This window comes from Cellulomonas sp. PS-H5, from assembly GCF_019265565.1.
In the GTDB taxonomy this organism is placed as follows: domain Bacteria; phylum Actinomycetota; class Actinomycetes; order Actinomycetales; family Cellulomonadaceae; genus Cellulomonas.
This window is the reverse complement of sequence record NZ_JAHVCI010000003.1, coordinates 1-25,244: the sequence shown is the minus strand read 5'-3', so window position 1 is coordinate 25,244 and position 25,244 is coordinate 1. Positions and strand designations below refer to the sequence as shown.

The 25,244-nt window shown below is 75.7% G+C and carries 27 protein-coding genes and 1 pseudogene; 11 read left to right on the top strand and 17 right to left on the bottom strand.

The annotated features are described in order from the left end of the window. The first annotated feature begins 140 nt into the window (after positions 1-140). The 4 genes from J5O08_RS02480 to J5O08_RS02465 all read left to right on the top strand — a co-directional run bounded on the left by J5O08_RS02480 (position 141) and on the right by J5O08_RS02465 (position 3,377). Positions 141-377, top strand: coding sequence for a hypothetical protein (locus tag J5O08_RS02480; RefSeq protein WP_147794605.1), 237 nt, complete (start codon positions 141-143; stop codon positions 375-377). Positions 378-463: 86 nt separating this feature from the next. Then, entirely contained in the window at positions 464-1,762 is a 1,299-nt protein-coding gene (locus J5O08_RS02475; protein WP_218705272.1) for a hypothetical protein, read from the top strand. Positions 1,763-1,872: 110 nt separating this feature from the next. Then, positions 1,873-2,448: an ECF RNA polymerase sigma factor SigK gene (gene sigK / locus J5O08_RS02470; RefSeq protein WP_217614526.1), complete on the top strand. Its 576-nt coding sequence runs from the start codon at positions 1,873-1,875 to the stop codon at positions 2,446-2,448. Then, complete coding sequence (locus tag J5O08_RS02465; RefSeq protein ID WP_218705271.1) at positions 2,445-3,377, top strand: anti-sigma factor; 933 nt, start codon at positions 2,445-2,447, stop codon at positions 3,375-3,377. Before sigK ends, J5O08_RS02465 begins: the two co-directional genes overlap by 4 nt. Before the next feature lie 122 nt (positions 3,378-3,499). Here the strand turns inward: J5O08_RS02465 and J5O08_RS02460 are convergent, their stop codons facing one another. The 3 genes from J5O08_RS02460 to J5O08_RS02450 are packed head-to-tail and all read right to left on the bottom strand — an operon-like array spanning position 3,500 to position 6,395. Further along, complete coding sequence (locus tag J5O08_RS02460; RefSeq protein ID WP_218705270.1) at positions 3,500-4,303, bottom strand: ABC transporter ATP-binding protein; 804 nt, start codon at positions 4,301-4,303, stop codon at positions 3,500-3,502. Further along, positions 4,297-5,319 carry an iron chelate uptake ABC transporter family permease subunit gene (locus tag J5O08_RS02455; RefSeq protein WP_308281282.1) on the bottom strand — a complete coding sequence of 341 codons (1,023 nt, stop codon included), beginning with the start codon at positions 5,317-5,319 and terminating at the stop codon, positions 4,297-4,299. Before J5O08_RS02455 ends, J5O08_RS02460 begins: the two co-directional genes overlap by 7 nt. Before the next feature lie 11 nt (positions 5,320-5,330). After that, a complete protein-coding gene (locus tag J5O08_RS02450; RefSeq protein WP_308281281.1) occupies positions 5,331-6,395 on the bottom strand; it encodes an iron chelate uptake ABC transporter family permease subunit in 1,065 nt (354 codons plus the stop codon). A gap of 89 nt (positions 6,396-6,484) precedes the next feature. On the opposite strand from J5O08_RS02450, the gene J5O08_RS02445 reads away from it, so the two are divergent. Further along, on the top strand, positions 6,485-7,492 hold the full coding sequence (locus J5O08_RS02445) for an iron-siderophore ABC transporter substrate-binding protein (protein WP_217614521.1): 1,008 nt from the start codon (positions 6,485-6,487) through the stop codon (positions 7,490-7,492). Between the two features lie 40 nt (positions 7,493-7,532). On the opposite strand, the gene J5O08_RS02440 is transcribed toward J5O08_RS02445, so the two are convergent. From J5O08_RS02440 to J5O08_RS02420, 5 genes are all read right to left on the bottom strand, one after another. After that, a complete protein-coding gene (locus J5O08_RS02440) occupies positions 7,533-8,456 on the bottom strand; it encodes a phosphoribosylaminoimidazolesuccinocarboxamide synthase (protein ID WP_218705268.1) in 924 nt (307 codons plus the stop codon). Positions 8,457-8,505: 49 nt separating this feature from the next. Next, complete coding sequence (locus tag J5O08_RS02435; RefSeq protein WP_158369995.1) at positions 8,506-8,724, bottom strand: SCO4848 family membrane protein; 219 nt, start codon at positions 8,722-8,724, stop codon at positions 8,506-8,508. 18 nt (positions 8,725-8,742) lie between these two features. Further along, on the bottom strand, positions 8,743-10,005 hold the full coding sequence (gene purD / locus J5O08_RS02430) for a phosphoribosylamine--glycine ligase (RefSeq protein WP_218705267.1): 1,263 nt from the start codon (positions 10,003-10,005) through the stop codon (positions 8,743-8,745). A gap of 109 nt (positions 10,006-10,114) precedes the next feature. Then, complete coding sequence (locus J5O08_RS02425) at positions 10,115-11,401, bottom strand: adenylosuccinate synthase (RefSeq protein WP_218705266.1); 1,287 nt, start codon at positions 11,399-11,401, stop codon at positions 10,115-10,117. 151 nt (positions 11,402-11,552) lie between these two features. Beyond that, complete coding sequence (locus J5O08_RS02420; protein ID WP_218705264.1) at positions 11,553-11,975, bottom strand: DUF3151 domain-containing protein; 423 nt, start codon at positions 11,973-11,975, stop codon at positions 11,553-11,555. Positions 11,976-12,080: 105 nt separating this feature from the next. Between J5O08_RS02420 and J5O08_RS02415 the strand changes: the two genes are divergently transcribed. Further along, a complete protein-coding gene (locus J5O08_RS02415; RefSeq protein WP_217614515.1) occupies positions 12,081-12,455 on the top strand; it encodes an STAS domain-containing protein in 375 nt (124 codons plus the stop codon). Between the two features lie 27 nt (positions 12,456-12,482). On the opposite strand, the gene J5O08_RS02410 is transcribed toward J5O08_RS02415, so the two are convergent. After that, positions 12,483-14,693, bottom strand: coding sequence for a SpoIIE family protein phosphatase (locus J5O08_RS02410; RefSeq protein WP_308281280.1), 2,211 nt, complete (start codon positions 14,691-14,693; stop codon positions 12,483-12,485). Positions 14,694-14,803: 110 nt separating this feature from the next. On the opposite strand from J5O08_RS02410, the gene J5O08_RS02405 reads away from it, so the two are divergent. After that, positions 14,804-15,220 (top strand): STAS domain-containing protein, encoded by a 417-nt coding sequence (locus tag J5O08_RS02405; RefSeq protein ID WP_374225911.1) that lies wholly within the window; start codon positions 14,804-14,806, stop codon positions 15,218-15,220. Between the two features lie 107 nt (positions 15,221-15,327). On the opposite strand, the gene fbaA is transcribed toward J5O08_RS02405, so the two are convergent. The 5 genes from fbaA to purT all read right to left on the bottom strand — a co-directional run bounded on the left by fbaA (position 15,328) and on the right by purT (position 19,367). Then, entirely contained in the window at positions 15,328-16,350 is a 1,023-nt protein-coding gene (gene fbaA / locus J5O08_RS02400) for a class II fructose-bisphosphate aldolase (RefSeq protein ID WP_147794617.1), read from the bottom strand. A 106-nt stretch (positions 16,351-16,456) separates the two neighbouring features. Continuing rightward, on the bottom strand, positions 16,457-16,774 hold the full coding sequence (locus tag J5O08_RS02395) for a DUF1778 domain-containing protein (RefSeq protein WP_218705262.1): 318 nt from the start codon (positions 16,772-16,774) through the stop codon (positions 16,457-16,459). A 59-nt stretch (positions 16,775-16,833) separates the two neighbouring features. Continuing rightward, positions 16,834-17,346, bottom strand: coding sequence for a GNAT family N-acetyltransferase (locus tag J5O08_RS02390; protein ID WP_218705260.1), 513 nt, complete (start codon positions 17,344-17,346; stop codon positions 16,834-16,836). 123 nt (positions 17,347-17,469) lie between these two features. Beyond that, positions 17,470-18,147 (bottom strand): TrmH family RNA methyltransferase, encoded by a 678-nt coding sequence (locus tag J5O08_RS02385; protein ID WP_218705258.1) that lies wholly within the window; start codon positions 18,145-18,147, stop codon positions 17,470-17,472. Beyond that, positions 18,144-19,367: a formate-dependent phosphoribosylglycinamide formyltransferase gene (gene purT / locus J5O08_RS02380; protein WP_308281278.1), complete on the bottom strand. Its 1,224-nt coding sequence runs from the start codon at positions 19,365-19,367 to the stop codon at positions 18,144-18,146. The genes J5O08_RS02385 and purT overlap by 4 nt, the downstream gene beginning before the upstream one ends. Before the next feature lie 120 nt (positions 19,368-19,487). Between purT and J5O08_RS02375 the strand changes: the two genes are divergently transcribed. Together J5O08_RS02375 and J5O08_RS02370 are read left to right on the top strand one after the other, a co-directional pair. Then, positions 19,488-20,246 carry a VTT domain-containing protein gene (locus J5O08_RS02375; protein ID WP_147794622.1) on the top strand — a complete coding sequence of 253 codons (759 nt, stop codon included), beginning with the start codon at positions 19,488-19,490 and terminating at the stop codon, positions 20,244-20,246. Positions 20,247-20,278: 32 nt separating this feature from the next. After that, positions 20,279-21,067, top strand: coding sequence for an HAD-IIA family hydrolase (locus tag J5O08_RS02370; RefSeq protein WP_218705375.1), 789 nt, complete (start codon positions 20,279-20,281; stop codon positions 21,065-21,067). 127 nt (positions 21,068-21,194) lie between these two features. On the opposite strand, the gene pyrE is transcribed toward J5O08_RS02370, so the two are convergent. Then, positions 21,195-21,773 carry an orotate phosphoribosyltransferase gene (pyrE, locus tag J5O08_RS02365; protein ID WP_147794623.1) on the bottom strand — a complete coding sequence of 193 codons (579 nt, stop codon included), beginning with the start codon at positions 21,771-21,773 and terminating at the stop codon, positions 21,195-21,197. Positions 21,774-21,803: 30 nt separating this feature from the next. Beyond that, positions 21,804-22,589 carry an SDR family oxidoreductase gene (locus tag J5O08_RS02360; protein WP_218705254.1) on the bottom strand — a complete coding sequence of 262 codons (786 nt, stop codon included), beginning with the start codon at positions 22,587-22,589 and terminating at the stop codon, positions 21,804-21,806. A 91-nt stretch (positions 22,590-22,680) separates the two neighbouring features. Between J5O08_RS02360 and J5O08_RS02355 the strand changes: the two genes are divergently transcribed. Beyond that, on the top strand, positions 22,681-23,478 hold the full coding sequence (locus J5O08_RS02355) for an exodeoxyribonuclease III (RefSeq protein WP_147794625.1): 798 nt from the start codon (positions 22,681-22,683) through the stop codon (positions 23,476-23,478). 208 nt (positions 23,479-23,686) lie between these two features. Here J5O08_RS02355 and J5O08_RS02350 read toward each other — a convergent pair. Further along, positions 23,687-24,139: pseudogene (locus tag J5O08_RS02350) on the bottom strand (SDR family NAD(P)-dependent oxidoreductase); the annotation flags it as partial. A 91-nt stretch (positions 24,140-24,230) separates the two neighbouring features. On the opposite strand from J5O08_RS02350, the gene J5O08_RS02345 reads away from it, so the two are divergent. Beyond that, positions 24,231-25,028 carry an exodeoxyribonuclease III gene (locus J5O08_RS02345; protein ID WP_147794625.1) on the top strand — a complete coding sequence of 266 codons (798 nt, stop codon included), beginning with the start codon at positions 24,231-24,233 and terminating at the stop codon, positions 25,026-25,028. Positions 25,029-25,244: the final 216 nt, after the last annotated feature.

The following is a 25,244-nucleotide window of genomic DNA, read 5'->3' as shown; positions in this document are numbered from 1 at the left end:
GCGCCTGACGCCACAGGAACCCGTGCGACCGTCCGATGGACAGCAGCACACGGGCCGACCCGGCCCGCGGGGCGACGTCGGCCCGCGCCGACGCCGCAGGGACCTCCCCGGGGGGGTCCGGAGCACGGAGGTGGGACCGCATGACCCTCGACGACCTCGGCCGCCCGGCGGCGACGGTGACGCGGCTGCCCGCCGCCTGGACCCCCTTCGACGAGCTGCGGGCCGCCGTCGGCCCCACCCCCTGCGTCGCCCGTCCGCACGCCGGCCTGGTGCACCGCGACGGACCCTGCCAGTGCTTCGTCGGCGGGCCCGCGCCCGAGCACGCGGAGCGACCCGAGGACGTCGTCCTCGCGCTGGCCTGGCACGGCGCCGCGTAGGACCGTTCACCCGCTCCGGGCCCATCCGGGCCGGGTCCCGCTCCGAACCCCTGGTGACACACACCCGAGGGACGCAAGGAGCGATGATGCGACGCACCCGCAGCACCTACGCCGTGGCCGCGATGGCCGCCGGGCTCACCCTGAGCCTGACGCTGGCCGCCTGCAGCAGCACGGACGAGACGGGCGGCACCGCGCCGTCGGCCTCCTCCTCGATGGACGGATCCGACCACTCCGGCATGAGCGACATGGACGCCGTCGCCCCGGTCAGCACCGGCGACCCGTTCGCCGACGCCCGCACGGCCGCCGCGCACATGCCGGAGACGGGCCTGACGCTCGCGACCGGCCTCGCCGCCGCCACCGGCACCACCGGCGAGGTCGACTCCGACGCCGCCACCCTGCGCGCCGACCTGACCGCGCTGCTCCAGGAGCACGTCTACCTCACCGGCATCGGGGTGGCGACCGCCTACACGGCGGGCGCCGACTCCGACGAGTTCATGGCCGCCAAGGCGGCCCTCGACGGCAACACCGACGACCTCGCGGACGCCGTGGGCTCGCTCGCCGGCGAGGAGCAGGGCACCGCGTTCCACGACCTGTGGGACGAGCACATCGGCTACTTCGTCGACTACGCCGTCGCGGTCAAGTCGGGCGACCAGGCGGCGGCCGACGCCGCCCAGGCCTCGCTCGCCGGGTACACCACCCAGGCGGGGGCGTTCTTCGAGCAGATCAGCGCCGGCAACCTGCCGGCCGACGCCGTGGCCGAGGCGCTCACCATGCACGTCACGACCCTGACGGCCGCGATCGACGCGCTCGCCGCGGGCGAGCCGACCGCGTCCGACACGCTGAAGGCCGCCGCCGACCACGTCGGCATGGACGCCGCCACCATCGCGACCGGGCTCGCGGCCGGCGCGGGCCTGTCCGGCGACGCGATGGACGACGCGTCCACCCTGCGCTCGACGCTGACCGCGCTGCTCCAGGAGCACGTGTACCTGGCCTCGTACGCGGTGTTCACCGCGTACACCGCCGAGGGCGGGGTGGACTCCCCGGCGTTCACCGCCGCGGCCGCCACGCTCGACGCCAACTCCGTCGCGCTGTCCGACGCCGTGACGTCGCTGGCCGGGGAGGAGAACGGCGCCGCGTTCCTGGACCTGTGGCGGGAGCACATCGGGTTCTTCGTCGACTACGCCGTGGCCGACGCCACGGGCGACGAGGACGGCCGCCAGCAGGCGCTGGCCGACCTCGACGGCTACCGGCCCGAGGCGGGCGCCTTCTTCGAGAAGGTGAGCAACGGCGAGCTGCCGGCGGACGACGTCGCGGCCGGGCTCGGCATGCACGTCTCGACCCTCGCCGGCGCGATCGACTCGCTGGCGGCCGCGCTCGTCCCCTGACGAGCGCCGAGGACCGTGACGCCGGCCCCGTTCCCCGTCGGGGCCGGCGTCACGCCCGCACCGGGCGGTTCGACGGGACCGGGGCGGGCACCGTGCGGCAGACTGCAGCGGTGCCCTCCCCCGGTTCCCGGCCCGCCGCCCACGCGACGGCCGACGAGGCCCTCGCCCGCGTCGCGGGCGGCGACCGCGACGCCTTCCCGACGCTGTACGACATGCTGTCCCCCGCCGTGCACGGCACGGCGCTCGCCGTGCTCCGCGACCCGGACCACGCGGCGGAGGTCACCCAGGAGGTCATGGTGGAGATCTGGCGCACGGCGTCCCGGTGGGACGCCCGGCGCGGCTCGGCGCGCGCGTGGGCGACCACGATGGCGCACCGCCGGGCCGTCGACCGCGTGCGCTCGGTGCAGGCCCAGCGCACCCGCGACCAGGCGGTCCTCGACGCCGACCGGCCGCGGGCCTTCGACGTCGTCGCCGAGCAGGCCGAGTCGAACCTCGAGGCCGAGCGCGTCCGGCACTGCCTCGGCGGCCTGACCGACACGCAGCGCGAGGCCGTCGTGCTCGCCTACTACGACGGGCGCACGTACCGCGAGGTCGCCGAGTCGCTGGAGGCCCCGCTGCCCACCGTCAAGAGCCGCATCCGTGACGGCCTCACCCGGCTGCGCGACTGCCTGGGGGTGGCCGCGTGACCACGCCCACCCCGCCGCGCCCCGGCGAGCGCCGGCCCGACGACGCCGCCACCCGCGAGCTGCTCGGCGCCTGGGCGCTCGACGCCCTCGACGACGCCGAGCGCGCCCGCGTCGACGACCTGGTCGCCCGCGACCCCGACGCCGCGCGCGAGGCCCGCTCGCTGCGCGAGACCGCGGCGGTGCTGGGCGAGGCCGTGGCCGTCGCCGCGCCCGACGCCGTGCGGCTGGCCGTGCTGGCGGAGGTCGAGCGCACGCGGCAGGAGGACGCCGCCGCGGCGTCGGCGCCGGAGTTTGAACCCGTGCGCCCCGCGGCCGGAACGACCGCGCCGGGTGCCGCGGCGTCCGGCACGACCGGCGGGGAGCCGGTCCCGTCCTCGGTGCCCGCGCGCCCGACCGACCGAGCCCGGACCGGCCGCCCCGCGGGCGCGCCCGGCGGGTCCACCCGGCCCACGGGGTCCACCCGGCCCGCCGGCCGCCGCGCCCGCCGCCGTTGGTCGACCGCCGTCGCCGCCCTGGCCGTGCTGGCCGCCGTCGCCGTGCCGTCGACCGTCGCCTGGCGGCAGTCCGAGCGCGCCGCGGAGGCCGAGGCCCGGGCCGACCGGATCACCACCCTGCTCGCCGAGCCGGGCGCCCAGGTCGTCTCCGCGCCGGTGACGTCGGGCGGCACCGCCGTCGCGGTGGTCACGGCGGACGCCGCCCTGGTCACCGCCAGCGGGGTCGACGCCCCGGGCGCCGACCAGGTCTACCAGCTGTGGGTCATGCGGGACGGCGCGCCGGTCCCCGCGGGCACGACGGGCGTCACCGACGGCACGCTCCAGATCCGCACGGACGCGTACCGGACCGGCGACGCGCTCGCGTTGACGGTCGAGCCGGAGGGCGGCTCGGAGCAGCCGACGAGCGAGCCGGTGGTGGTCCTGGCCCCCGCCTGACGCGGGGCGGCCCGGGCGCGTTCGCCGAGGTCGGTGCTTCGCGCCGAGATCGGTGCCTGGAAGCACCGATCTCGGGCGGAGGGACCGATCTCGGCGCACGACGGCGGCCGGCGAGCGGCGCGTCAGTCCGCGGCGGTGTGCGCCGCGCCGCGCGGGATCACCAGCGGCGTGCCCGCGAGCGGGTCCGGGATCACCAGGCACGGCAGCCCGAACACCTCCTCGACGAGGTCGGCCGTCACCACCTCGGTCGGCCGGCCCTGCGCCACCACGGCGCCGTCCTTCATCACGACCAGGTGCGTCGCGTACCGGGCCGCGTGGTTGAGGTCGTGCAGCACGGCGACCAGCGTGGCGCCCTCGGCGTGCAGCCGCGCGAACAGGTCCATCAGCTCGATCTGGTGCGCGATGTCGAGGTACGTCGTCGGCTCGTCGAGCAGCAGGATTCCCGTCTGCTGGGCCAGGGCCATCGCGACCCAGACGCGCTGCCGCTGCCCGCCGGACAGCTCGTCGACCGGCACGGCCGCCAGGTCGGTGACCCGGGTGGCGTCCATGGCGTCCGCCACGGCCCGGCGGTCGGCGTCGGACTGCTGCCGGAACAGGTTCTGGTGCGGGTACCGGCCGCGCGCGACGAGCTCGCCGACGGTGATGCCCTCGGGCGCCAGCGCCGTCTGCGGCAGCAGGCCGACCCGGCGGGCGACCTCCTTGGTGGCCATCCGGTGGATCGACGACCCGTCGAGCACGACCTCGCCCGCCGCGGGGCGCAGCAGCCGGGCCAGCGAGCGCAGCAGGGTCGACTTCCCGCACGCGTTCGGGCCGACGACCACCGTGAACGAGTCGTCCGGGATCGCCAGGCTGAGGCCGGTCGACACCGTCCTGCGCTCGTAGCCGAGCGTCACCGCGTCGGCCCGCAGCCGCTGCTCGTTCACCATCGCCGCCGCGCCTCCTGCACGATCAGGGCCAGCAGGTACGCCCCGCCGAGCACCACGGTCACCACGCCCACCGGCAGCGCCGTGGGCAGCACGTGCTGCGCCAGCAGGTCCGCCGCGAGCAGCACCAGCGCGCCGGTCAGCGCCGAGGCCACCAGCGGCAGCCCGGCCGACCCGGCCAGCCGGCGCGCGATCTGCGGCGCCGCCAGCGCCACGAACGCGATCGGCCCCGCCGTCGCCGTCACGGTCGCGATCAGCGCGACGCCGAGCACCACCACCGCGAGCCGCGACGCCTCGACACGCAGGCCGTGCGACCCGGCGGCGTCGTCGCCGAGCTCCAGCTGCCGCAGCGGCCCGCGCACGGCCCACACCAGCGGCGTCAGGACCGCGAGCACCGCGAGGGCGGGGAGCGCCTGCGACCAGCCGACCAGCGAGATCGACCCCGCGCCCCAGATCGAGGCCGCGAGCGCCACCTCCGTCTTCGCGCGCAGCAGCAGCCACACGTTCAGGCCGTGCAGCATCCCGGTCACGCCGATGCCCACCACGATGAGCCGGAAGCCCTGCACGCCGTCCCGGTACGCCAGCAGGTAGACGACCAGCGCCGTCAGCAGCCCCGCGACCAGCGCCCCGGCCGAGACGCCGAACGTGCCCGTGCCGAGCACCGTGGTCACGACGAGCACGCCCGTGTACGACCCGGTCGCGAACCCGATCACGTCCGGCGACCCGAGCGGGTTGCGGGTCAGCGACTGGAACAGCGCGCCGGACACCGCGAGCGCGGCGCCGAACACCAGCGCCACCAGGACCCGCGGCAGCCGCCACTGCGTCACGATCGTGCTCGCGAAGCCCTGGTCGGACACCAGCGCCCGCACGACCTCGGTGACGCCCAACGGGTAGTCGCCGAGGCCGAGGGCGACCAGGGCGAGCAGCAGCGCGGCGACGGCGAGGGCGGCCACGGCGACGCGGGACCGGCGCCGCGGGTCGGGCACGCGGGCGCGCACGCCCCGGGGCGTCGTCGCCACCCGCACGCCCGTCACAGCCCCGTCGCCTTCCGCCGCCGCACCAGCGCGATCAGCACCGGCGCGCCCACGAACGCCGTCACGACGCCCACCGGCAGCTCGCCCGGCCACAGCAGCACCCGCGCCGCCACGTCCGCGAGCAGCACCAGCACCGGCCCCGCGACGGCGGACAGCCCGAGGATCCACCGCTGGTCGGGGCCGACGAGCCACCGCACGATGTGCGGCACCATCAGCCCCACGAGCGTGATCGGGCCGGCCATCGCCGTCGCCCCGCCGGCCAGCAGCGTGATCGCGACGACCGCCAGCACCCGCGTCCGACCGACGGAGGCTCCCAGCGCCGTCGCCAGATCCTCCCCGAGCCCGAGCGTGTTGAGCGCCCCGGCGACGAGCCCCGCGACCACCAGCCCGAGCAGCACGAACGGCAGCACCGGCACGACCACGTCCCAGCCGCGCGCCTGGAACGACCCCGACTCCCAGGTCAGCAGCACGGCGAACCGCTCCTGGTCGGTCAGCCGCAGGGCGCCGACCACCCCGGTGAGCACCGCGCTCAGCGCCACCCCGGCCAGCGTCAGCTGGATCGGCCCGGCGTTCGACCGCCCCGCCGACCCGACCAGGTACACCGCCACCGTCGCCAGCAGCGCCCCGCCGAACGCGAACCACACGTACCCCGAGGGCCGGGTCACGCCCAGCAGCACCACGCCCATCGCCACCGCGAACGCCGCGCCGCTCGTCACCCCGAGGATGCCGGGGTCCGCGAGCGGGTTCCGGGTCAGCGCCTGCATGAGCCCCCCGGCCACGGCGAGCCCTGCGCCGACGAGCACCGCCAGCACCGTGCGCGGCAGCCGCAGCCCGACGACCGCGGCGTGGTCCGCCGCGGGCACGTCCCCGCCGGTGAGCGCGTCCCACACCGTCGACAGGCCCACGGGCCGCGACCCGACGGCGAGGCTGAGGGCCAGCGCGGCGACGAGCAGGACCAGGAGCAGCACGAGCGCGGTGCCGCGCCGGGCGGTCGTGGGCGTCGTCGGGCGGACCGCCGCGGGGTGCGGGGCGCCGACGGCGCTCACCCGGGGTTCCCGCACATCATGAGGCTAGGCTAACCTTCCGAGGCATCCGCTCGTTCGTGACTCCGTTCCCGAAGTCCGCGGGCCCCCTCCACGAAAGGCCTTCGATGAAGTCCATGCGTGTCGCCGCCGTCGCGGCGGTCGCGGTCCTGGCCCTGAGCGCGTGCTCCGGCGCCGACGACTCCGCCGGCTCGGGCGAGACTACCGCCGCGGGCGGCTCGACCTCGGCGGGCGAGGGCACCTTCCCGGCCACGGTCGACACCAAGTTCGGCGAGGTCACCGTCGAGCAGCGGCCCGAGCGGATCGTCGCGCTCGGCTGGGGCGACGCCGAGACCGCGCTCTCCCTGGGCTACCAGCCCGTCGGCGCGTCCGACTGGCTGGCGTTCGGCGGCGACGGCGTGGGCCCGTGGGCCGAGGGCCAGTACGACGAGTCGCCCGAGATCATCGACACCCTCGAGCCATCCTACGAGGCGATCGCCGCGCTGGAGCCCGACCTGATCCTCGACGTGAAGTCGTCCGGCGACCAGGACCGGTACGACCGGCTCTCCGAGATCGCGCCGACCGTCGGCGTCCCCGAGGGCGGCGACTCCTACCTGACGACGGGGCAGCAGCAGCTCGAGCTCATCTCGACGGCCCTCGGCGTCCCCGAGAAGGGCGCGGAGCTCGAGGCGCAGCTCGAGGACACCTTCGCCGCCGCGCGCGAGGCGCACCCGGACTGGGACGGCAAGACCATCGCCGCCGCCACCCGCACGTCCGAGGGCTGGGGCGCGTACATCGAGGGCGGCGACCGCGTCGACTTCCTCGAGAACCTCGGCTTCGTGCAGTCGCCGACGATCGCGGACCTGCCGGTGTCCGCCTCGGGCTTCAGCGTCGACATCTCCTCGGAGCAGCTCGACCTGCTCGACGCCGACCTCATCGTCGCGTTCCCGATCTACATCGACACGGCCGAGATCACCGACGACCCGCAGTGGCAGGCCATCCCGGCCGTCGCCGACGGCCGGGCCGTGGTGATCGACGGCGATCTGTCCTCCGCCTACTCGCTCGGCACCATCGGCGCCCAGCAGTACGCGCTCGACAACCTGGTGCCGCTGATCGAGGACGCGCTCGGCTCCTGAGCCGGCCCGGCCCGACGCACGACCCCGGCGGGGACGTCGCTCACACCGTGAGCGGCGTCCCCGTCAGCCGTTCGTAGGCCTCGAGGTACCGGTCCCGGGTCCGCTCGACGACGTCCGCCGGCAGCGCCGGCGGCTCCCCGTCGGCCGCGCGGTCCCAACCCGACGCCGCCGAGGCCAGCCAGTCGCGCACGAACTGCTTGTCGAAGCTCGGCTGCGACCGGCCCGGCTCCCAGCCGTCCGCCGGCCAGAACCGCGAGGAGTCCGGGGTGAGCACCTCGTCGCCGAGCGTCACGGCCCCCGTCGTCGGGTCGACGCCGAACTCCAGCTTGGTGTCCGCCAGGATCACCCCGCGCTCCCGCGCGATCCCCTCGGCCCGCGCGTAGACCGCCAGCGTGAGGTCGCGCAGCTCCTCCGCGCGCTCCCGGCCCAGCTGCCCGGCGACCACGTCCAGGCTGACGTTCTCGTCGTGCTCGCCGAGCTCCGCCTTGGTCGCGGGCGTGAAGATCGGCTCCGGCAGCCGCGATCCGTCCACCAGGCCGGCGGGCAGCGGGATCCCGGTGACCTCGCCGGACGCCCGGTACTCCGCCAGGCCGGACCCGGTGAGGTAGCCGCGGGCCACGCACTCGACCGGGAACATCTGCAGCCGCCTGCACACCATCGCCCGGCCGAGCACCGCCTCCGGCACCGCCGGCGCCTCCGCCGACACCACGTGGTTCGGGACCAGGTCGGCGAGCTGGTCGAACCACCACAGGCTGAGCCGGGTCAGCACCACGCCCTTGACCGGGATGCCCGGGCTCAGGACGTGGTCGAACGCGCTCACGCGGTCGCTCGCCACCACCAGGACGACGTCGCCGTGGACCTCGGCCACCGCGGCCCCGGCCTCCTGGGTGGTGTCCGGGACGTACAGGTCGCGGACCTTGCCGGAGTAGGTGTGCGTCCAGCCGGGCAGGGTGGGTGCGGTCATGGACCCATCCTGCCGCAGCCGCGGGGACGGGCCGGCGGGTGTCCGGGCGTCAGACCAGCGTGAGGACGCCGAGCAGCGCGACGGCGGCGCCCAGCAGCATCGACACGGTGATGAGCACCAGGTGCACGGTGAGGAACCGGGTGGGCCGGCCCTGCGCGTCTCGGGCCCGCGGGTCCTTCGCGATCCGCGCGCCGAACCGGGGCCAGACGAGCAGGCTCCAGGCGCCGGCGACGACCAGGACGAGGGACCAGGCGAGGGGCAGCTCCATGCGGGCGAGTATGCCCGCTCAGCCCTCCGCGGCCGCCCGGGCGATGTCGGAGCGGTGGTGGGAGCCCGCCAGCGCGATGCGGTCGACGCCCGCGTACGCCGTCGCGCGCGCCGCCGCCAGATCCGGACCCGTGCCGACGACCGAGAGCACCCGGCCGCCCGCCGACACGACCGCGCCGTCCGCGCCGGCCGCGGTGCCGGCGTGCAGCACGTGGACGCCGGGGACCGCCCCGGCCTCGTCCAGGCCCTCGATCACGTCCCCGGTCCGCGGGGACTCCGGGTAGCCGTGGGAGGCGACGACGACGGTCACCGCCGCCTCGTCGGTCCACTCCAGCGGCGGCAGGTCGCCGAGCCCGCCGGTCGCCGCGGCGAGCAGCACGCCCGCGAGCGGCGTCGCCAGCCGGGCCAGGACGACCTGGGTCTCCGGGTCGCCGAACCGCGCGTTGAACTCCACGACCCGGGTGCCGCGGCTGGTCAGCGCGAGCCCGCAGTACAGGACGCCGACGAACGGCGTGCCGCGCCGGGCCATCTCGTCCACCGTCGGCTGGGCGACCTGCGCCACGACCTCGTCGACCAGCCCCTCCGGCGCCCACGGCAGCGGCGTGTACGCGCCCATGCCGCCGGTGTTCGGGCCGGTGTCCGCGTCGCCGACGCGCTTGAAGTCCTGCGCCGGCACGAGCGGGACGACGTGGGTGCCGTCCGACAGGACGAACAGCGAGACCTCGGGGCCGTCCAGGTAGTCCTCGACGACGACCCGGCCGCCCGGCTTCGCCAGGCAGGCGAGCGCGTGCTCGAGCGCGACGGACCGGTCCTCGGTGACGACGACGCCCTTGCCGGCGGCGAGGCCGTCGTCCTTCACGACGTACGGCGCGCCGAACGTGTCGAGCGCGGCCTCGGCGGCGGACGCCTCGGTGACGACGACCGGGTCGGCGGTCGGCACGCCGGCGGCGGCCATGACCTCCTTGGCGAACGCCTTCGAGCCCTCGAGCCGCGCGGCCTGCGCGCTCGGCCCGAACACCGGGACCCCCGCGGCGCGCACGGCGTCGGCGACGCCCGCGACGAGCGGCGCCTCGGGGCCGACGACGACCAGGTCCGTGCCCAGCGAGGTCGCGAGGGCGGCGACCGCCGCGCCGTCCAGCGGGTCGACCGCGTGCAGCGTCGCGAGCGCGCCGATCCCCGGGTTGCCGGGTGCGGCGTGCAGGTCGGTCACCTGCGGGTCGCGGGACAGGGCCAGGGTGAGGGCGTGCTCGCGGGCGCCGGTCCCGACGACGAGGATCTTCACGACGCCGACCCTACCGACCGGCCCCGCGCCCGCGGCGACGCGCGCCGCTCCGTGGACGCGCCGTGGGGGGGCGCCCCCCCCCGCGGGGGGGGGCGCCCCCACGGCGGCCTCAGCCCAGCAGGTCGTGGATCGCGACGGTGGCCTCGCGGCCCGGGCCGACGCCGACCGCGGAGATCCGGGTGCCGCTGATCTCCTCGAGCCGCGCCAGGTACCGCTGCGCGTTCGCCGGCAGGTCCTCGAGCTCGCGGGCGCCGGAGATGTCCTCGGTCCAGCCGTCCAGGTACTCGTAGACCGGCTTCGCGTGGTGGTAGTCGCTCTGGTCGTCCGGCATCTCGTCGAACCGGCGGCCGTCCACGTCGTACGCCACGGCCACGGGGATCTTGTCCCGCCCGGTGAGCACGTCGAGCTTGGTGACGACCAGGTCCGTCAGGCCGTTGACCCGCGAGGAGTACCGGGCCACGACGGCGTCGTACCAGCCGGTGCGGCGGGGGCGGCCGGTGGTGGTGCCGAACTCCCCGCCGGTCTGCCGGAGCCACTCGCCGTCCTCGTCGAACAGCTCGGTCGGGTACGGGCCCTCGCCGACGCGGGTCGTGTAGGCCTTGGCCACGCCGACGACGCGGTCGATGCGGGTCGGGCCGATGCCGGAGCCGGTGCAGGCGCCGCCCGCGGTCGCCGACGACGACGTGACGAAAGGGTAGGTGCCGTGGTCGATGTCGAGCATCGTGGCCTGACCGGCCTCGAACACGAGGGTCTTGCCGGCGTCGAGGGCCTGGTTCAGCACGAGCGGGGTGTCCGCGACGTACGGGCGCAGCCGCTCCGCGTAGCCGAGCAGGTCCTCGACCGTCTCGTCGACCGTGATGGCCCGGCGGTTGTAGACCTTCACCAGCAGGTGGTTCTTCTGGTCGAGGGCGCCCTCGACCTTCTGCCGCAGGATGTTCTCGTCGAACAGGTCCTGGATGCGGATGCCGACCCGGTTGATCTTGTCCGCGTACGCGGGGCCGATGCCGCGGCCGGTCGTGCCGATCTTCCGCTTGCCGAGGAACCGCTCGGTGACCTTGTCGATCGTGCGGTGGTACGGCGCGATGACGTGCGCCGCGGAGGAGACGAGCAGCCGCTCGGCGGAGACCCCGCGGGCCTGCAGCGCGTCGATCTCCTCGAACAGGACCGCGATGTCGATGACGACGCCGTTGCCGATGACCGGCACGACGCCGGGCGACAGGATGCCCGAGGGCAGCAGGTGCAGGGCGTACTTCTCGCCGTTCACGACCACGGTGTGCCCGGCGTTGTTGCCGCCGTTGAACTTCACCACGTAGTCGATCCGCGACCCGAGCTGGTCGGTCGCCTTGCCCTTGCCCTCGTCGCCCCACTGGGTCCCGAGCACCACGACGGCCGGCATGTGATCACCACTCCCACCCTGCCTCGCGGCGGCACCCGCAGCGGGGCCGAGCGGCGTGGCTCGGGCGCGGGAGGTCCGGGCACGGGGCGGCAGGCGACCCCAGTACCTCCGAAAGGCTACCGGAGCCGCGTGATCACCGTCCGGGCGACGGTCAGCGCAGGCCCGCGACCTCCGCCGCGGAGGTGCCCGAGTCGGCGAGGAACTGCGCGCAGCGCGCGGCCTCCTCGTCCTCCTCGATGGCCTCGGCGGCCTCGGCGAGCGCGAGCAGCGCGCGCAGGAAGCCCTGGTTGGGCTCGTGGTCGGCCGGGATCGGGCCCTGGCCGCGCCAGCCCGCGCGGCGCAGCGCGTCCAGGCCGCGGTGGTAGCCGGTCCGCGCGTACGCGTAGGCGGCGACCGGGTCGCCCTCGTCGCGCAGCGCGCGCTCGGCGAGCAGCGCCCAGGCGAGCGACGAGGCGGGGGCGCGGCGGGCGGCGTCGCGCGGGTCGCCCCCGGCGGTGAGCACGGCGCGCGCGTCGGCGTCGGCCCCCTCCGGGAGGCGGGTGGGCTCGGGTCCGAGGAGGTTGGCTCCGGTCATGCCGCCAGTGTCTCAGGCGGCGCGTGCGTGGTCCCGGCATGCGCCGGTGCGCGGCACGTGGTTACAGTCGTCCAACCCGTGCCCCCCACGTCGAAGGTCCCCCCCATGATCGAGATCGCCACCTCGGCCGCGACGACCACCCTCGTCATCGCCGGCGACCTCGACCTGGCCGAGCGCGACCAGTTCCCCGAGATCGCCGCCCGCGTGGTCGGCCTCCGGCGGCAGCTGCTCGTCATCGACATGTGCGGCGTGACGTTCATGGACTCGACCGGGGCCGCGTTCCTCATCTCGCTCGCCGACTCGAGCCGCAAGCGCGGCGGCGCGACCGTCCTGCGCGGCGCGGACCCGCGCGACCTGTTCGTGCTGGAGATCTGCGGGGCGCTCGAGCTGTTCCGGATCGACGCCGACCACCGGTGCGCCGCGGACGAGGCGGACGCCGGCCCGGGTCCCGTGACGCAGGACGCGTCCACCGGCGTCTGACGCCGCCCACGATCCCTGCCGGGCTCGTCAGACCCCGCCCCGCGGCCCGTCCAGGACCGACGGCTCCGTCGGCCGGACCCGCGCCCACACGACCTTGCCGCCGCGCGAGGGCCGCCAGCCCCAGTCGGCCAGCCGCTCGACGATCCGCATGCCGAACCCGCCGATCCGCCCCGGGTGCCCCTCGGTGGCCACGGGCGGGGTCGGGTTGGAGTCCTCGACCTCGATCCGCAGCCCCTCGCCGGTGTCGTGCAGGCGCAGCGTGACCCGGCCCCAGCCGTGCAGGACCGCGTTGGCCACCAGCTCGGAGACGACGAGCTCCGCGTTCGACGCGTCGCCGAGCTCCCAGGCGTGCGAGGTCCGGAGGACCGCGTGCCGGGCGCGCGCGATGGACCCGGGCTCGCTGGGCAGCTGCCAGCGTCGGCTGCGCACGTTGCCGCCGTGGCCGGAGGTGTCGGTCAGGTCCGGGATGCGCACGACGACGACCGCGACGTCGTCCTCGGGGCTGTCCGCGAGCCGGGCCAGCAGCTCCTCGCCGATGCCCGCCGCGTCGACGGCTGTCGCACCTGCGGCCACCTCGCGCAGCGCCGCGAGCCCGTCGAGCAGGGCGCGGTCCCGGCGCTCGATGAGCCCGTCCGTGTAGAAGACCAGGACGTCGCCGGGCCGCAGGTCGTGCCGCGCCGTGCGCCGGTGCCCGTCCCCGAAGCCGATCAGCGGTCCGCCGGCCTCGTCGAGCAGCGTGACCGCGCCGTCCCGCACCAGCAGCGCGGGCAGGTGACCGGCGCGGGAGTACTCGAGGTGCCAGCTCGGGCAGCCGCCGTCCTCGGGATCGCGCCGGGTGAGGGTCGTGAGCACGAGGCCCGCCGACCGCGGGATGCGCATGCCGGCGACCAGCTGGTCCACGCGCTCGAGCACCGGGCCCGGCTCCGTGACCTCGAACGCGTAGGCGCGCACGACGGAGCGGAGCTGACCCATCGCGGCGGCGGCCTCGACGTCGTGGCCGACGACGTCGCCGATCACCACGCCGACCACGTCGTCGGTGATCTGCGCGACGTCGTACCAGTCACCGCCGACCTGGGCGTAGACCACGTTGGGCGCGTAGTAGGACCAGACGTCCAGGCCCTCGATCTCGGCCTGCTCCGGGAGCATGGCGCGCTGCAGCGTCTCGGCCACCCGGTGCTCGCGGGCGTAGAGCCGCACGTTCTCCATCGCGAGGCCCACCCGGCGCGCGGTGAGCGACAGGATGGTCCGGGTCCGCTCGTCGACGCCGCCGCGGGTGGGCGCGTCGTGCACGAGGCCCGCGCCGTCGGCCGGGCGGGGGACGACGGCGAGCAGGCCGAGCACCCGGTGGCGGCCGGGCAGCGGCAGCACCGCGACGTGCCCGACGTCGGTGCCCCCGGGCACGCGGGCGCGCAGGTCCGCGGCCAGCCACGCCGACGCGGTGCCCGGCGGGCGCGGGGCGTCGGTGTCCAGGTCGAGGACGAGGTGCGACTCGCCCTCGCCGTCGAGCAGGCGCTGCACGGGGTCGTCCCCGGCGGGGCGGGCGCCGCGGCGCGCCACGAACGGCACGCCGGTGCCGCCCGGCCCGTGCCGGCGACCCGAGGCGCGCGGGGCCCGGGTGGCGTCGACGCCGTCCGCGGCCTGCAGCCCGTCGTCGTCGACGTAGAACCCCGCCCAGCCGACCACCCGGTGCGCGAGCAGCTCGGCGATCGCGCGCAGGCCGTACGGGTCGTCGAGGTCCATCACCAGGTCGGAGACCGCGCCGATGAGCGCCAGGTCCTCGCTCTCCCGGCGCACCACCTCGACCTCCGCCGCGACGGCGGCGTCGCGGTGCACCTGGTCGGTCACGTCGACCAGCGCCGCCACCCAGTGCGTGGGCTCGTCGGCGCCCTCGGCGGTGACCGGGGTGACGACCGTGCGCGCCCAGAACCAGTCGCCCCCGGCGCGGCGCAGCCGCAGCAGCGCGGACGTGGCGCGCCGGTCCAGGACCGCGTCCTGGAGCTGGTGCAGGCCGGACGCGTCCTCCGCGGACAGCGCGATCAGGTCGACCGCGGGCCCGGCGACGTCGTCGAGCGTGAGGCCGGTCGCCTCCGTGAACGCGTGGTTGACCCAGACGACGGGCCAGCGGGGCGGCTCCGCGGCGACGACCAGGACCGGCATCCCGACGATCTGGCCCACCGCCCGCCCGATGGAGCCGACGGTCTCCTCGGCGCCGTCCCCGGGCGTGGAGTTGACCACCACCGCCTCCGATCGTCTAGCGTCTCCGACAGGTCCCGGTGCAGCAACCCGCCGGGACGGTGGCCGATCACCGGCGCGGCCGGCACGGCCGCACCCGGACGGGAGGGAGCATCGTGCGCGACGGTAACAGCACACCCCCGGGCGGGCTCGCCGGGGACCAGGGCGCGGAAGCCGCGGCCGCCCCGACCGTACCCGCTCCCGGCGACGCCGCCGGGGAGCCGGGCTCGGTGCACGTCATCCTGTCCCCCGACCGGACCACGATCGTCCTGTCCGGCGAGGTGGACGCGGACCTCGGGCCGGACCTGGCGCAGGCGACCACGGACGCCGAGCAGGCCGGCGTGCCCATCGAGGTCGACGCGCACCACGTGACGTTCATGGACTCGTCGGGCGTGGCGTTCCTCGCCCGCCTGGCCATGCGGACCCCGCACCGGGTGCGGCTCCTGCACGTGCCGCCGACGGTGCAGTTCCTGCTCGAGGTCACCCGGATCGGCGAGCTGCTCGACGTGGTCGAGGACGACCACCGGTCCTGAGCGGCCCCGCACCGCGTACGACACCCCAGCACGCACGAGGGCCCGGTCACCGTCACGGTGACCGGGCCCTCGTCGCGTCGGTCCCTGCGCGGGGCCGCCGGGTGGGATCAGCGCAGGCGCTGGCCCGCCGAGCGCAGCTGCTGCGCGGCCTCGACGATGCGGGCGGCCATGCCGGCCTCGGCCAGCTTGCCCCAGGCGCGCGGGTCGTAGGCCTTCTTGTTGCCGACCTCGCCGTCGATCTTCAGCACGCCGTCGTAGTTGCTGAACATGTGGCCGACCACGGGACGCGTGAACGCGTACTGGGTGTCGGTGTCGATGTTCATCTTGATGACGCCGTTGTCGACGGCCTCGGAGATCTCCGCGGCCGTGGAGCCCGAACCGCCGTGGAACACGAGGTCGAACGGGTTCTCCTTGCCGATCTCCGCGCCGACGGCCTTCTGGATGTCCGCGAGGATCGACGGGCGGAGCTTGACGGCGCCCGGCTTGTACACGCCGTGCACGTTGCCGAAGGTCAGGGCCGTCAGGTAGCGGCCCTTCTCGCCGGCGCCGAGGGCGCGGACCGTCGCCAGGCCGTCCTCGGAGGTGGTGTAGAGCTTCTCGTTGATCTCGGCCTCGTGGCCGTCCTCCTCGCCACCCACGACGCCGACCTCGATCTCGAGGATGGTGCGCGCGGCCTGCGAGAGCTCGAGCAGCTCGGCCGCGATGACGAGGTTCTCGTCCAGCGGGATGTCGGAGCCGTCGAACATGTGCGACTGGAAGGTCGGGTTCTTGCCGGCCTTGACCTCCTCGGCCTCCAGGGCCAGGAGCGGGCGGACCCAGGAGTCCAGGTTCTTCTTGACGCAGTGGTCCGTGTGCAGGGCGACCGTGATGCCGTAGCCCTTGGCGACCTCGGTGGCGTACGCGGCGAGCGCGCGGGTGCCCGAGACGCGGTCCTTGACCGTGGAGCCCGACGCGTACTCGGCGCCACCGACGGAGACCTGGAGGATGCCGTCCGACTCCGCCTCGGCGAAGCCCTGCAGCGCGGCGGTGATGGTCTGGGAGGACGTGATGTTCACGGCCGGGTAGGCGAACTTGCCCGCCTTCGCCCGGTCGATCATCTCGGCGTACACCTCGGGGGTGGCGATGGGCATCGCAGCAGCTCCAAAGAGAGTGGGGTTTCGCTTTCTCCCCAAGTCTGGCACGTCCTGCGCGCAGGCCGGGCGGGACGTCCTGCCCACGAGACGCCGGTCGTCGCCGTCAGACCCGGGTCGGGCCCTCGACGGAGGCCCGGGCGCGCAGCGCGCGCGCCTCGCGCAGGAGCGTGGCGAGCTCGGGCACCACGCGTGGGTCCTGGTCCAGCGCCTCGTCGAGCTGCGCGGCCTCCCGTGCGGTGAGGACCAGCGCCCCTTCCTCGACCAGGACAGCGCGCGCCCGCTCCATGGCCGCTCCGAGGACGAAGGACGAGACGTCCTGCTGCTGCGCCGCGGCCGCACGGCGGATCGTGTCGAGGGCGCGGGGCGCGATGCGCATGTTGAGCCGGGCGGTGCGGTCGGCCGGAGTCGGTTCAGCGGGCACGAGACCTCCTTCGTGAGCAACGGGCGTACGTCCACTGTATGTACGGGGACTGCACGTGATCAACCGGGATCCACCTCGGCCACCGTCGCGCGCAGGTCGCGCGTCGTCAGGAAGAGCGACAGGGGCTGATCACGGAACCGCCGGAAGCCGCACGCGAGGTAGAACCGCGCGGCCGCCTCGTGCAGGGCGTGCACGACCACCACCTCGAAGCCGAGCGTCCGGGACACGCGCGCGATGCGCTCGAGGGCGTCGGCGACCAGGAGCCTCCCGATCCCTCGCCCCTGGTAGTCGACGTCGACGGCCAGCCGGGCGATCAGCACCGCGGGGACGCGGTACCGCTCGGCGCTGCCACCGCGCGAGAAGGCCGCGTCCGCGACGGTCTCGCAGGCCCTCGCCGAGCAGGAGCCGGCGACCCGCCCGGCGTCGTCGTCCACGGCCAGCACGGCCCGGACGTTGTGCCGGCGCTCCTGCTGCGACGCCTGCTCGCGGAACCAGAGGTCCAGGCCGGGCTCGCCGGACCAGAACGTGCTGCGCCGGACGAGTGCGCGGTCGAGGTCGCGGATGACGATCACGGCCAGCCTCCTCGGGTCTGCTCGCCCGAGGGTCCCGTCGACCGGGACCGGAGGGAACCGGCACGAGCCCCGCCCTGGGGACCGCGCTCGGCGCGTCCCGCGACACGCCGAGGACTGTGTCGGTCAGGCCGGCGGCGGTCCCGCGTGCCGGACCGCCCACGCGTGCATCGCGATCGCGGCCGCCGCGCCCGCGTTGATCGACCGCGTCGAGCCGTACTGGTCGATGTGCAGCACCGCGTCCGTGCCGGCACGCGCGGCGTCGGAGAGCCCCGCGGACTCCTGGCCGAACAGCAGGACGCACTCCCGCGGCACCGGGTAGCCGTCGAGCGGCACGGACCCCGGCACGTTGTCGACGCCCAGCACCGGCAGCGGGCCGCCCTCCGGGCCTGCCGTCGCGGCCCACGCCAGCAGGTGCTCGACGTCCGGGTGGTGGTGGACGTGCAGGTAGCGGTCGGTGACCATCGCGCCGCGGCGGTTCCAGCGGCGGCGCCCGACCACGTGCACGCCCGCGGCGTTGAACGCGTTGGCGGTGCGGACCACCGAGCCGATGTTGAGGTCGTGCGCCCAGTTCTCGATGGCCACGTGGAACGGGTGCCGCCGGGTGTCCAGGTCGGCGACGACGGCCTCGACGGTCCAGTACCGGTACCGGTCGGCGACGTTGCGGCGGTCGCCCTGCGCGAGCAGCTCCGGGTCGAGGCGCGGGTCGTCGGGCCAGGCGCTCGGGCCGCCCGGCCAGGGTCCGACGCCGACCTCCTCGGGGTCGCGGGGGTCGGCCGGGCCGCCGTCGCCGGCCGCGGTCACACCAGGTCCACGGTGAGGGCGGCCGCCGACTCCCGCGCCCGCTCCCGCGCCTGCTCCACGTCGGCGCCGCGGGCGACGGTCACCGCGACCCGGCGCCGGCCCGCGACGGACGGCTTGCCGAACAGCCGCACCTGCGCGGTCGGCACCGCGAGCGCCGCGTCGACCCCCGAGAACCGCGGCACGCCGTCGCCCTCGGCGAGGACGGCGCAGGACGCGGCCGGCCCGAGCTCCAGGACCTCGCCCACGGGGAGCCCGAGCACGGCGCGGGCGTGCAGGGCGAACTCCGAGGAGTCCTGGGACGCGAGCGTGACGAGCCCGGTGTCGTGCGGGCGCGGCGACACCTCGGAGAACAGCACCCGGTCGCCGACGACGAACAGCTCGACGCCGAACAGGCCCCAGCCGCCGAGCGCGTCGGTCACTGCGGCGGCGACGCGGTGCGCCTCGGCGAGCGTGCCCGGCGGGAGCGGCGCGGGCTGCCAGGACTCCCGGTAGTCGCCGTCGACCTGGACGTGGCCGACCGGCGCGCAGAACGTGGTGCCGCCGGCGTGCCGGACGGTGAGCAGGGTGATCTCCGAGTCGAACCGCACGAAGCCCTCGACGATCACCCGCACCGTGGCACCGTCGTCGGCGGTGGCGCGGCCGCCGGACTGCGCGTACGCCCAGGCCGCCTCGACGTCGGCCGCGGTCCGGACCACCGACTGCCCCTTGCCCGACGACGACATGACCGGCTTGACCACGCACGGCACGCCGACCTCGGACACCGCCGCGTACAGGGCCGTCAGGTCGTCGACGAACCGGTAGGGCGAGGTGGGCAGGCCGAGCTCCTCGGCGGCGAGCCGCCGGATGCCCTCCCGGTCCATCGTCAGCACCGTGGCGCGCGCGGTCGGCACCACCCGGACCCCGGCGGCCTCGACCTCGGCGAGGACGTGGGTCGCGATGGCCTCGATCTCCGGCACCACGACGTGCGGGCGCTCGGCGTCGAGCACGGCGCGCAGCGCGGCGGAGTCGAGCATGTCGACGACGTGCGACCGGTGCGCGACCTGCATGGCGGGGGCGTCGGGGTACCGGTCGACGGCGACCACCTCGACGCCGAGCCGCTGGAGCTCGATCGCGACCTCTTTGCCGAGCTCGCCGGAACCGAGCAGCAGCACGCGGGTCGCGCCGGGCGTGAGCGGGGTGCCGAGGACGCCGGGCTCGCCGGCCTGCGGGGAGGTCGTCACGGCGGCCATCCTGTCGCACCGCCGAGCCCCCGCGGCACCCCGTCCCCGCCCGCGGACCCCACACAGGACCTGCACGCCGGGCGCCCGGGGTCCCGGCCCCCGCCCCGTACGCTGAGGCCCATGCCTGCGTCAGCCGCGCTCGTGTCGCTCGTCCCTGCCCTCGGCGCCCAGCCCGCGCTGCTGCCGGACTGGCTCGACGCGGAGCACCTCATCTCCTCGTTCGGCTCGTACGCGCTGATCGGGATCGTCGTCGTCGTGTTCATCGAGACGGGGCTGCTGTTCCCGCTGCTCCCCGGCGACTCGCTGCTGTTCACGGCGGGCGCGCTCGTGGCGCAGGAGGCGCTGGACTTCCCGCTGTGGCTGCTCTGCGTGCTGCTGTTCGCGGCGGCGTTCCTCGGCGACCAGGTGGCCTACTTCATCGGCAACAAGGTCGGGCCCCGGCTGTTCCGCCGGCCCGACTCGAAGATCTTCAAGCAGCAGTACATCGACCAGACCTACGCCTACTTCGACAAGTACGGCGGCCGGACGGTGATCCTGGCCCGGTTCGTGCCGATCGTGCGCACCTACGCCCCGGTCGCCGCGGGCGTGGGCGGCATGCGGTACCGGACGTTCGTGTCGTACAACGTCGTCGGAGCCCTGCTGTGGGGCGTGGGCGTCACCGTGCTCGGCTACCTGCTCGGCACCATCTCGTTCGTCCGGGACAACATCGAGGCGCTGGCCGTGCTGATCGTCCTGGTCTCGGTGATCCCGGTCGCGATCGAGCTGTGGCGCGGCCGCCGGGCGGCGAAGCGCGGCCAGGTGACCGCGGACGGCCGCGACGAGCGCTACGACGAGCCCGCCGAGCGCGCCGCCGTGGAGCGGAAGGCGTTCGACCAGTGACCGCCCGGCCGATCGCCTCCTGGCTGTCCGACATGGACGGCGTGCTCGTGCATGAGGGCGTGGCCCTGCCGGGCGCGCCGGAGTTCGTGCGGGCGCTGCGGGACGGCGACCACCCGTTCCTGGTGCTGACCAACAACTCGATCTTCACCCCGCGCGACCTGCGCGCCCGGCTCGCGGCCTCCGGCATCGACGTGGCCGAGGAGTCGCTGTGGACGTCGGCGCTGGCGACGGCGCAGTTCCTCACCGACCAGGAGCCCGGCGGCTCGGCCTACGTGATCGGCGAGGCCGGCCTGACGACCGCGCTGTACGAGGCGGGCTACACGCTGACCTCGGCGGACCCGGACTTCGTGGTGCTGGGCGAGACCCGCACGTACTCGTTCGAGGCGATCACCCGCGCGATCCGGCTGATCCAGGGCGGTGCGCGGTTCATCGCGACCAACCCGGACGTCACCGGCCCCAGCCAGGAGGGCGACCTGCCCGCCACGGGCGCGGTGGCCGCGATGATCACCGCGGCGACGGGCCGGCAGCCGTACTTCGTCGGCAAGCCGAACCCGATGATGATCCGGTCCGCGCTGAACCGGATCGACGCGCACTCCGAGACGACCGCGATGATCGGCGACCGGATGGACACCGACGTCGTCGCGGGCATCGAGGCGGGGCTGCGGACGTTCCTGGTGCTGACCGGGTCGACCCGCACCGAGGACCTGGTGCGCTACCCGTTCCGACCGACCCAGGTGCTGGACTCCGTGGCGGACCTCGTCGACCGCGTGCCGGAGTGGGCGGAGGCGTACCCGGGCGCCACGGCGGCCCCGGAGGCCTGAGCCCGACGCGCACGCGGCCGTCCGACGCGCACGCCGCCTACGCCTTCCGGCCCGGCCACCCCCGGCGGCAGTGGGTCGGGCGGGAAGGCGTAGGCGGCGCGGCCCCGCGCCGCGCGCGCCTGCGCGATCAGGCCAGGCCGAGGTCCGCCAGGTCGAACAGGAAGTGGTACGGCACACCCAGGGCCTCGATCTTCTCCCGCGCCCCCGTGGCGCGGTCGACGATGACGGCCACGCCGCGGACGTCGGCGCCGGCCTCGCGCGCGGCCTCGACGGCGGCGATCGGCGAGGCGCCGGTGGTCGAGGTGTCCTCGAGGACGACGACGGGACGGCCCGCGATGTCCGGGCCCTCGATGCGGCGCTGCATGCCGTGCGCCTTGGCCTCCTTGCGGACGACGAACGCGTCGAGGTCCTGCCCGCGGGACGCCGCGGCGTGCAGCAGCGCGGTGGCGACGGGGTCGGCGCCGAGCGTCAGGCCGCCCACGGCCTCGACGTCCGCCGTGCCCAGGCCGACCTCCTCCAGCCGGTCGAGCAGCACGTGCCCGATCAGCGGCGCCGCGCGGTGGTGCAGGGTCACCCGGCGCAGGTCGACGTAGTAGTCGGCCTCGCGGCCGGAGGACAGCGTGACCCGGCCGCGCACGACGGCCAGCTCGACGATGAGGTCGCGGAGCTGCTCGCGGGGCGTCGGGGAGAGGGAGGAGGTCGTCACGGCCGCCAGCGTAGCGAGGCGGCGGGCGGCTCAGGCCTCCGGGTCGCCCGGGGCGCGGTCCGGGCGGCGCGCCGACAGCGCGCGGAGCGCGGAGCGCGGCAGCACCCGCAGGGCGCCGGACGCGACCCGGTACCGCAGGCTCGGGGTGGACAGGACCGCCCCGCGCCGGACGTCCGCGAGCGCCGTCGCCACGACCCGGTCGGCGGACAGCCAGGCCAGCTCGGGGTACGCCTGCTCGGCGCGCAGGCCGGCGCGCTCGTGGAACTCGGTGTGCGTGAGCCCCGGCGACACCACCGTGGCCGTGACACCCGTGCCGGCCAGCTCGGCCGCGAGGCCCTCGGTGAAGGTGCGCACCCACGCCTTGTGCGCGGAGTACGTGCCGGAGGTCATCAGGGCCGCGACCGAGCCGACGTTGAGGACCGCGCCGCGCCCCCGCTCGACCATGGCGCCGGCGGCCGCGTGCGACAGCACGAGCACCGCGCGGACCATGAGGGCGAGCGCCGCCTCCTGCTGCGCCAGGTCGCTGCCGACGAACCGCTGGCCGAGCCCGATGCCCGCGTTGTTCACCAGGAGCCCGACGGGGCGCTCGTCGGCCCGCAGGCGCTCGGCGACCCGCTCCAGGTCGTCGCGGTCGGTCAGGTCCGCCCGCAGCACCTCGGCGTGCACCCCGGCCGCGGCGCGGAGCTGGGCGGCGAGGCGCTCGAGCCGCTCGCCGTCGCGGGCGACGAGGACGACGTCGTGCCGGGCGGTGGCGAGCTGCCAGGCGAACTCGAGCCCCAGGCCGGAGCTGGCGCCCGTGATCAGTGCGGTTCCCATGCCGCCACCCTACGGTCGCGGACCCCCGGTCGCCCGGGTCCGCCGGGCGGCGGTTCCGCGGGTGTCGGGACCGGCCGGTAGCGTGCCGGTCATGCGCCTCGCCACCTGGAACGTGAACTCCGTCCGCACCCGCGTCGACCGCGTGATCGCCTTCCTCGAGCGGTCCGGCACGGACGTGCTCGCGATGCAGGAGACCAAGTGCAAGGACGAGCAGTTCCCGCGCGAGGCCTTCGAGGCCGCCGGCTACGAGGTGGTCACGAGCGGCTTCAGCCAGTGGAACGGGGTCGCGATCGCGTCCCGGGTGGGGATCCACGACGTCGAGCACGCGTTCGCCGGGCAGCCCGGCTGGGGCGAGGACCCGGTGACCGAGGCCCGTGCGCTGGGCGCGAGCTGCGGCGGCGTCCGGGTGTGGAGCCTGTACATCCCGAACGGCCGCGAGGTCGGGGACCCGCACTTCGACTACAAGCTGCGCTGGCTCGAGGCGCTGCAGCAGGAGTCGCGCCGCTGGATCGAGGAGGACCCGGCGCTGCCGGTCGCCCTGGTCGGCGACTGGAACGTGGCCCCGCTCGACACCGACGTGTGGGACATCGGCGTGTTCGCCGGCCGCACCCACGTGACCCCGGCGGAGCGCGACGCGTTCCAGGCGTTCGGCGCCGGCGGCTACACCGAGGTGTCCCGGGTGCACGTGCCCGCCGAGCACACGTACACCTACTGGGACTACCAGCAGCTGCGGTTCCCGCGGAACGAGGGCATGCGGATCGACTTCACCTGGGCCTCGCCCGCGCTCGCGCCGCGGGTCACCGGCGCGTCGATCGAGCGGGTCGAGCGCAAGGGCAAGGCGCCGTCGGACCACGTGCCGGTGGTGCTCGACATCGCCGACGCGGCCTGACGGCGCGCGGGGTGGGCGCACGCCCGTCCGGGGGAACCGGGCGGTCGGGCGGTCGGCGCGGCGGGCGCGCCCGCTAGGTTCGGCGCATGTCGACCCCCGAGCCGGGTCCGCCGGCCTGGCCGGGCACGGCGCCGTCCGCGCCCCCGTACGCGCCGCTGCCGCCCCCCGCCGGGCCGGGTGCGCCGGTCGCGCCGCCCGTCGCGCCGTTGTGCGCGGAGTACGTGCCGGAGGTCATCAGGGCCGCGACCGAGCCGACGTTGAGGACCGCGCCGCGCCCCCGCTCGACCATGGCGCCGGCGGCCGCGTGCGACAGCACGAGCACCGCGCGGACCATGAGGGCGAGCGCCGCCTCCTGCTGCGCCAGGTCGCTGCCGACGAACCGCTGGCCGAGCCCGATGCCCGCGTTGTTCACCAGGAGCCCGACGGGGCGCTCGTCGGCCCGCAGGCGCTCGGCGACCCGCTCCAGGTCGTCGCGGTCGGTCAGGTCCGCCCGCAGCACCTCGGCGTGCACCCCGGCCGCGGCGCGGAGCTGGGCGGCGAGGCGCTCGAGCCGCTCGCCGTCGCGGGCGACGAGGACGACGTCGTGCCGGGCGGTGGCGAGCTGCCAGGCGAACTCGAGCCCCAGGCCGGAGCTGGCGCCCGTGATCAGTGCGGTTCCCATGCCGCCACCCTACGGTCGCGGACCCCCGGTCGCCCGGGTCCGCCGGGCGGCGGTTCCGCGGGTGTCGGGACCGGCCGGTAGCGTGCCGGTCATGCGCCTCGCCACCTGGAACGTGAACTCCGTCCGCACCCGCGTCGACCGCGTGATCGCCTTCCTCGAGCGGTCCGGCACGGACGTGCTCGCGATGCAGGAGACCAAGTGCAAGGACGAGCAGTTCCCGCGCGAGGCCTTCGAGGCCGCCGGCTACGAGGTGGTCACGAGCGGCTTCAGCCAGTGGAACGGGGTCGCGATCGCGTCCCGGGTGGGGATCCACGACGTCGAGCACGCGTTCGCCGGGCAGCCCGGCTGGGGCGAGGACCCGGTGACCGAGGCCCGTGCGCTGGGCGCGAGCTGCGGCGGCGTCCGGGTGTGGAGCCTGTACATCCCGAACGGCCGCGAGGTCGGGGACCCGCACTTCGACTACAAGCTGCGCTGGCTCGAGGCGCTGCAGCAGGAGTCGCGCCGCTGGATCGAGGAGGACCCGGCGCTGCCGGTCGCCCTGGTCGGCGACTGGAACGTGGCCCCGCTCGACACCGACGTGTGGGACATCGGCGTGTTCGCCGGCCGCACCCACGTGACCCCGGCGGAGCGCGACGCGTTCCAGGCGTTCGGCGCCGGCGGCTACACCGAGGTGTCCCGGGTGCACGTGCCCGCCGAGCACACGTACACCTACTGGGACTACCAGCAGCTGCGGTTCCCGCGGAACGAGGGCATGCGGATCGACTTCACCTGGGCCTCGCCCGCGCTCGCGCCGCGGGTCACCGGCGCGTCGATCGAGCGGGTCGAGCGCAAGGGCAAGGCGCCGTCGGACCACGTGCCGGTGGTGCTCGACATCGCCGACGCGGCCTGACGGCGCGCGGGGTGGGCGCACGCCCGTCCGGGGGAACCGGGCGGTCGGGCGGTCGGCGCGGCGGGCGCGCCCGCTAGGTTCGGCGCATGTCGACCCCCGAGCCGGGTCCGCCGGCCTGGCCGGGCACGGCGCCGTCCGCGCCCCCGTACGCGCCGCTGCCGCCCCCCGCCGGGCCGGGTGCGCCGGTCGCGCCGCCCGTCGCGCCGCCGGTGGCCT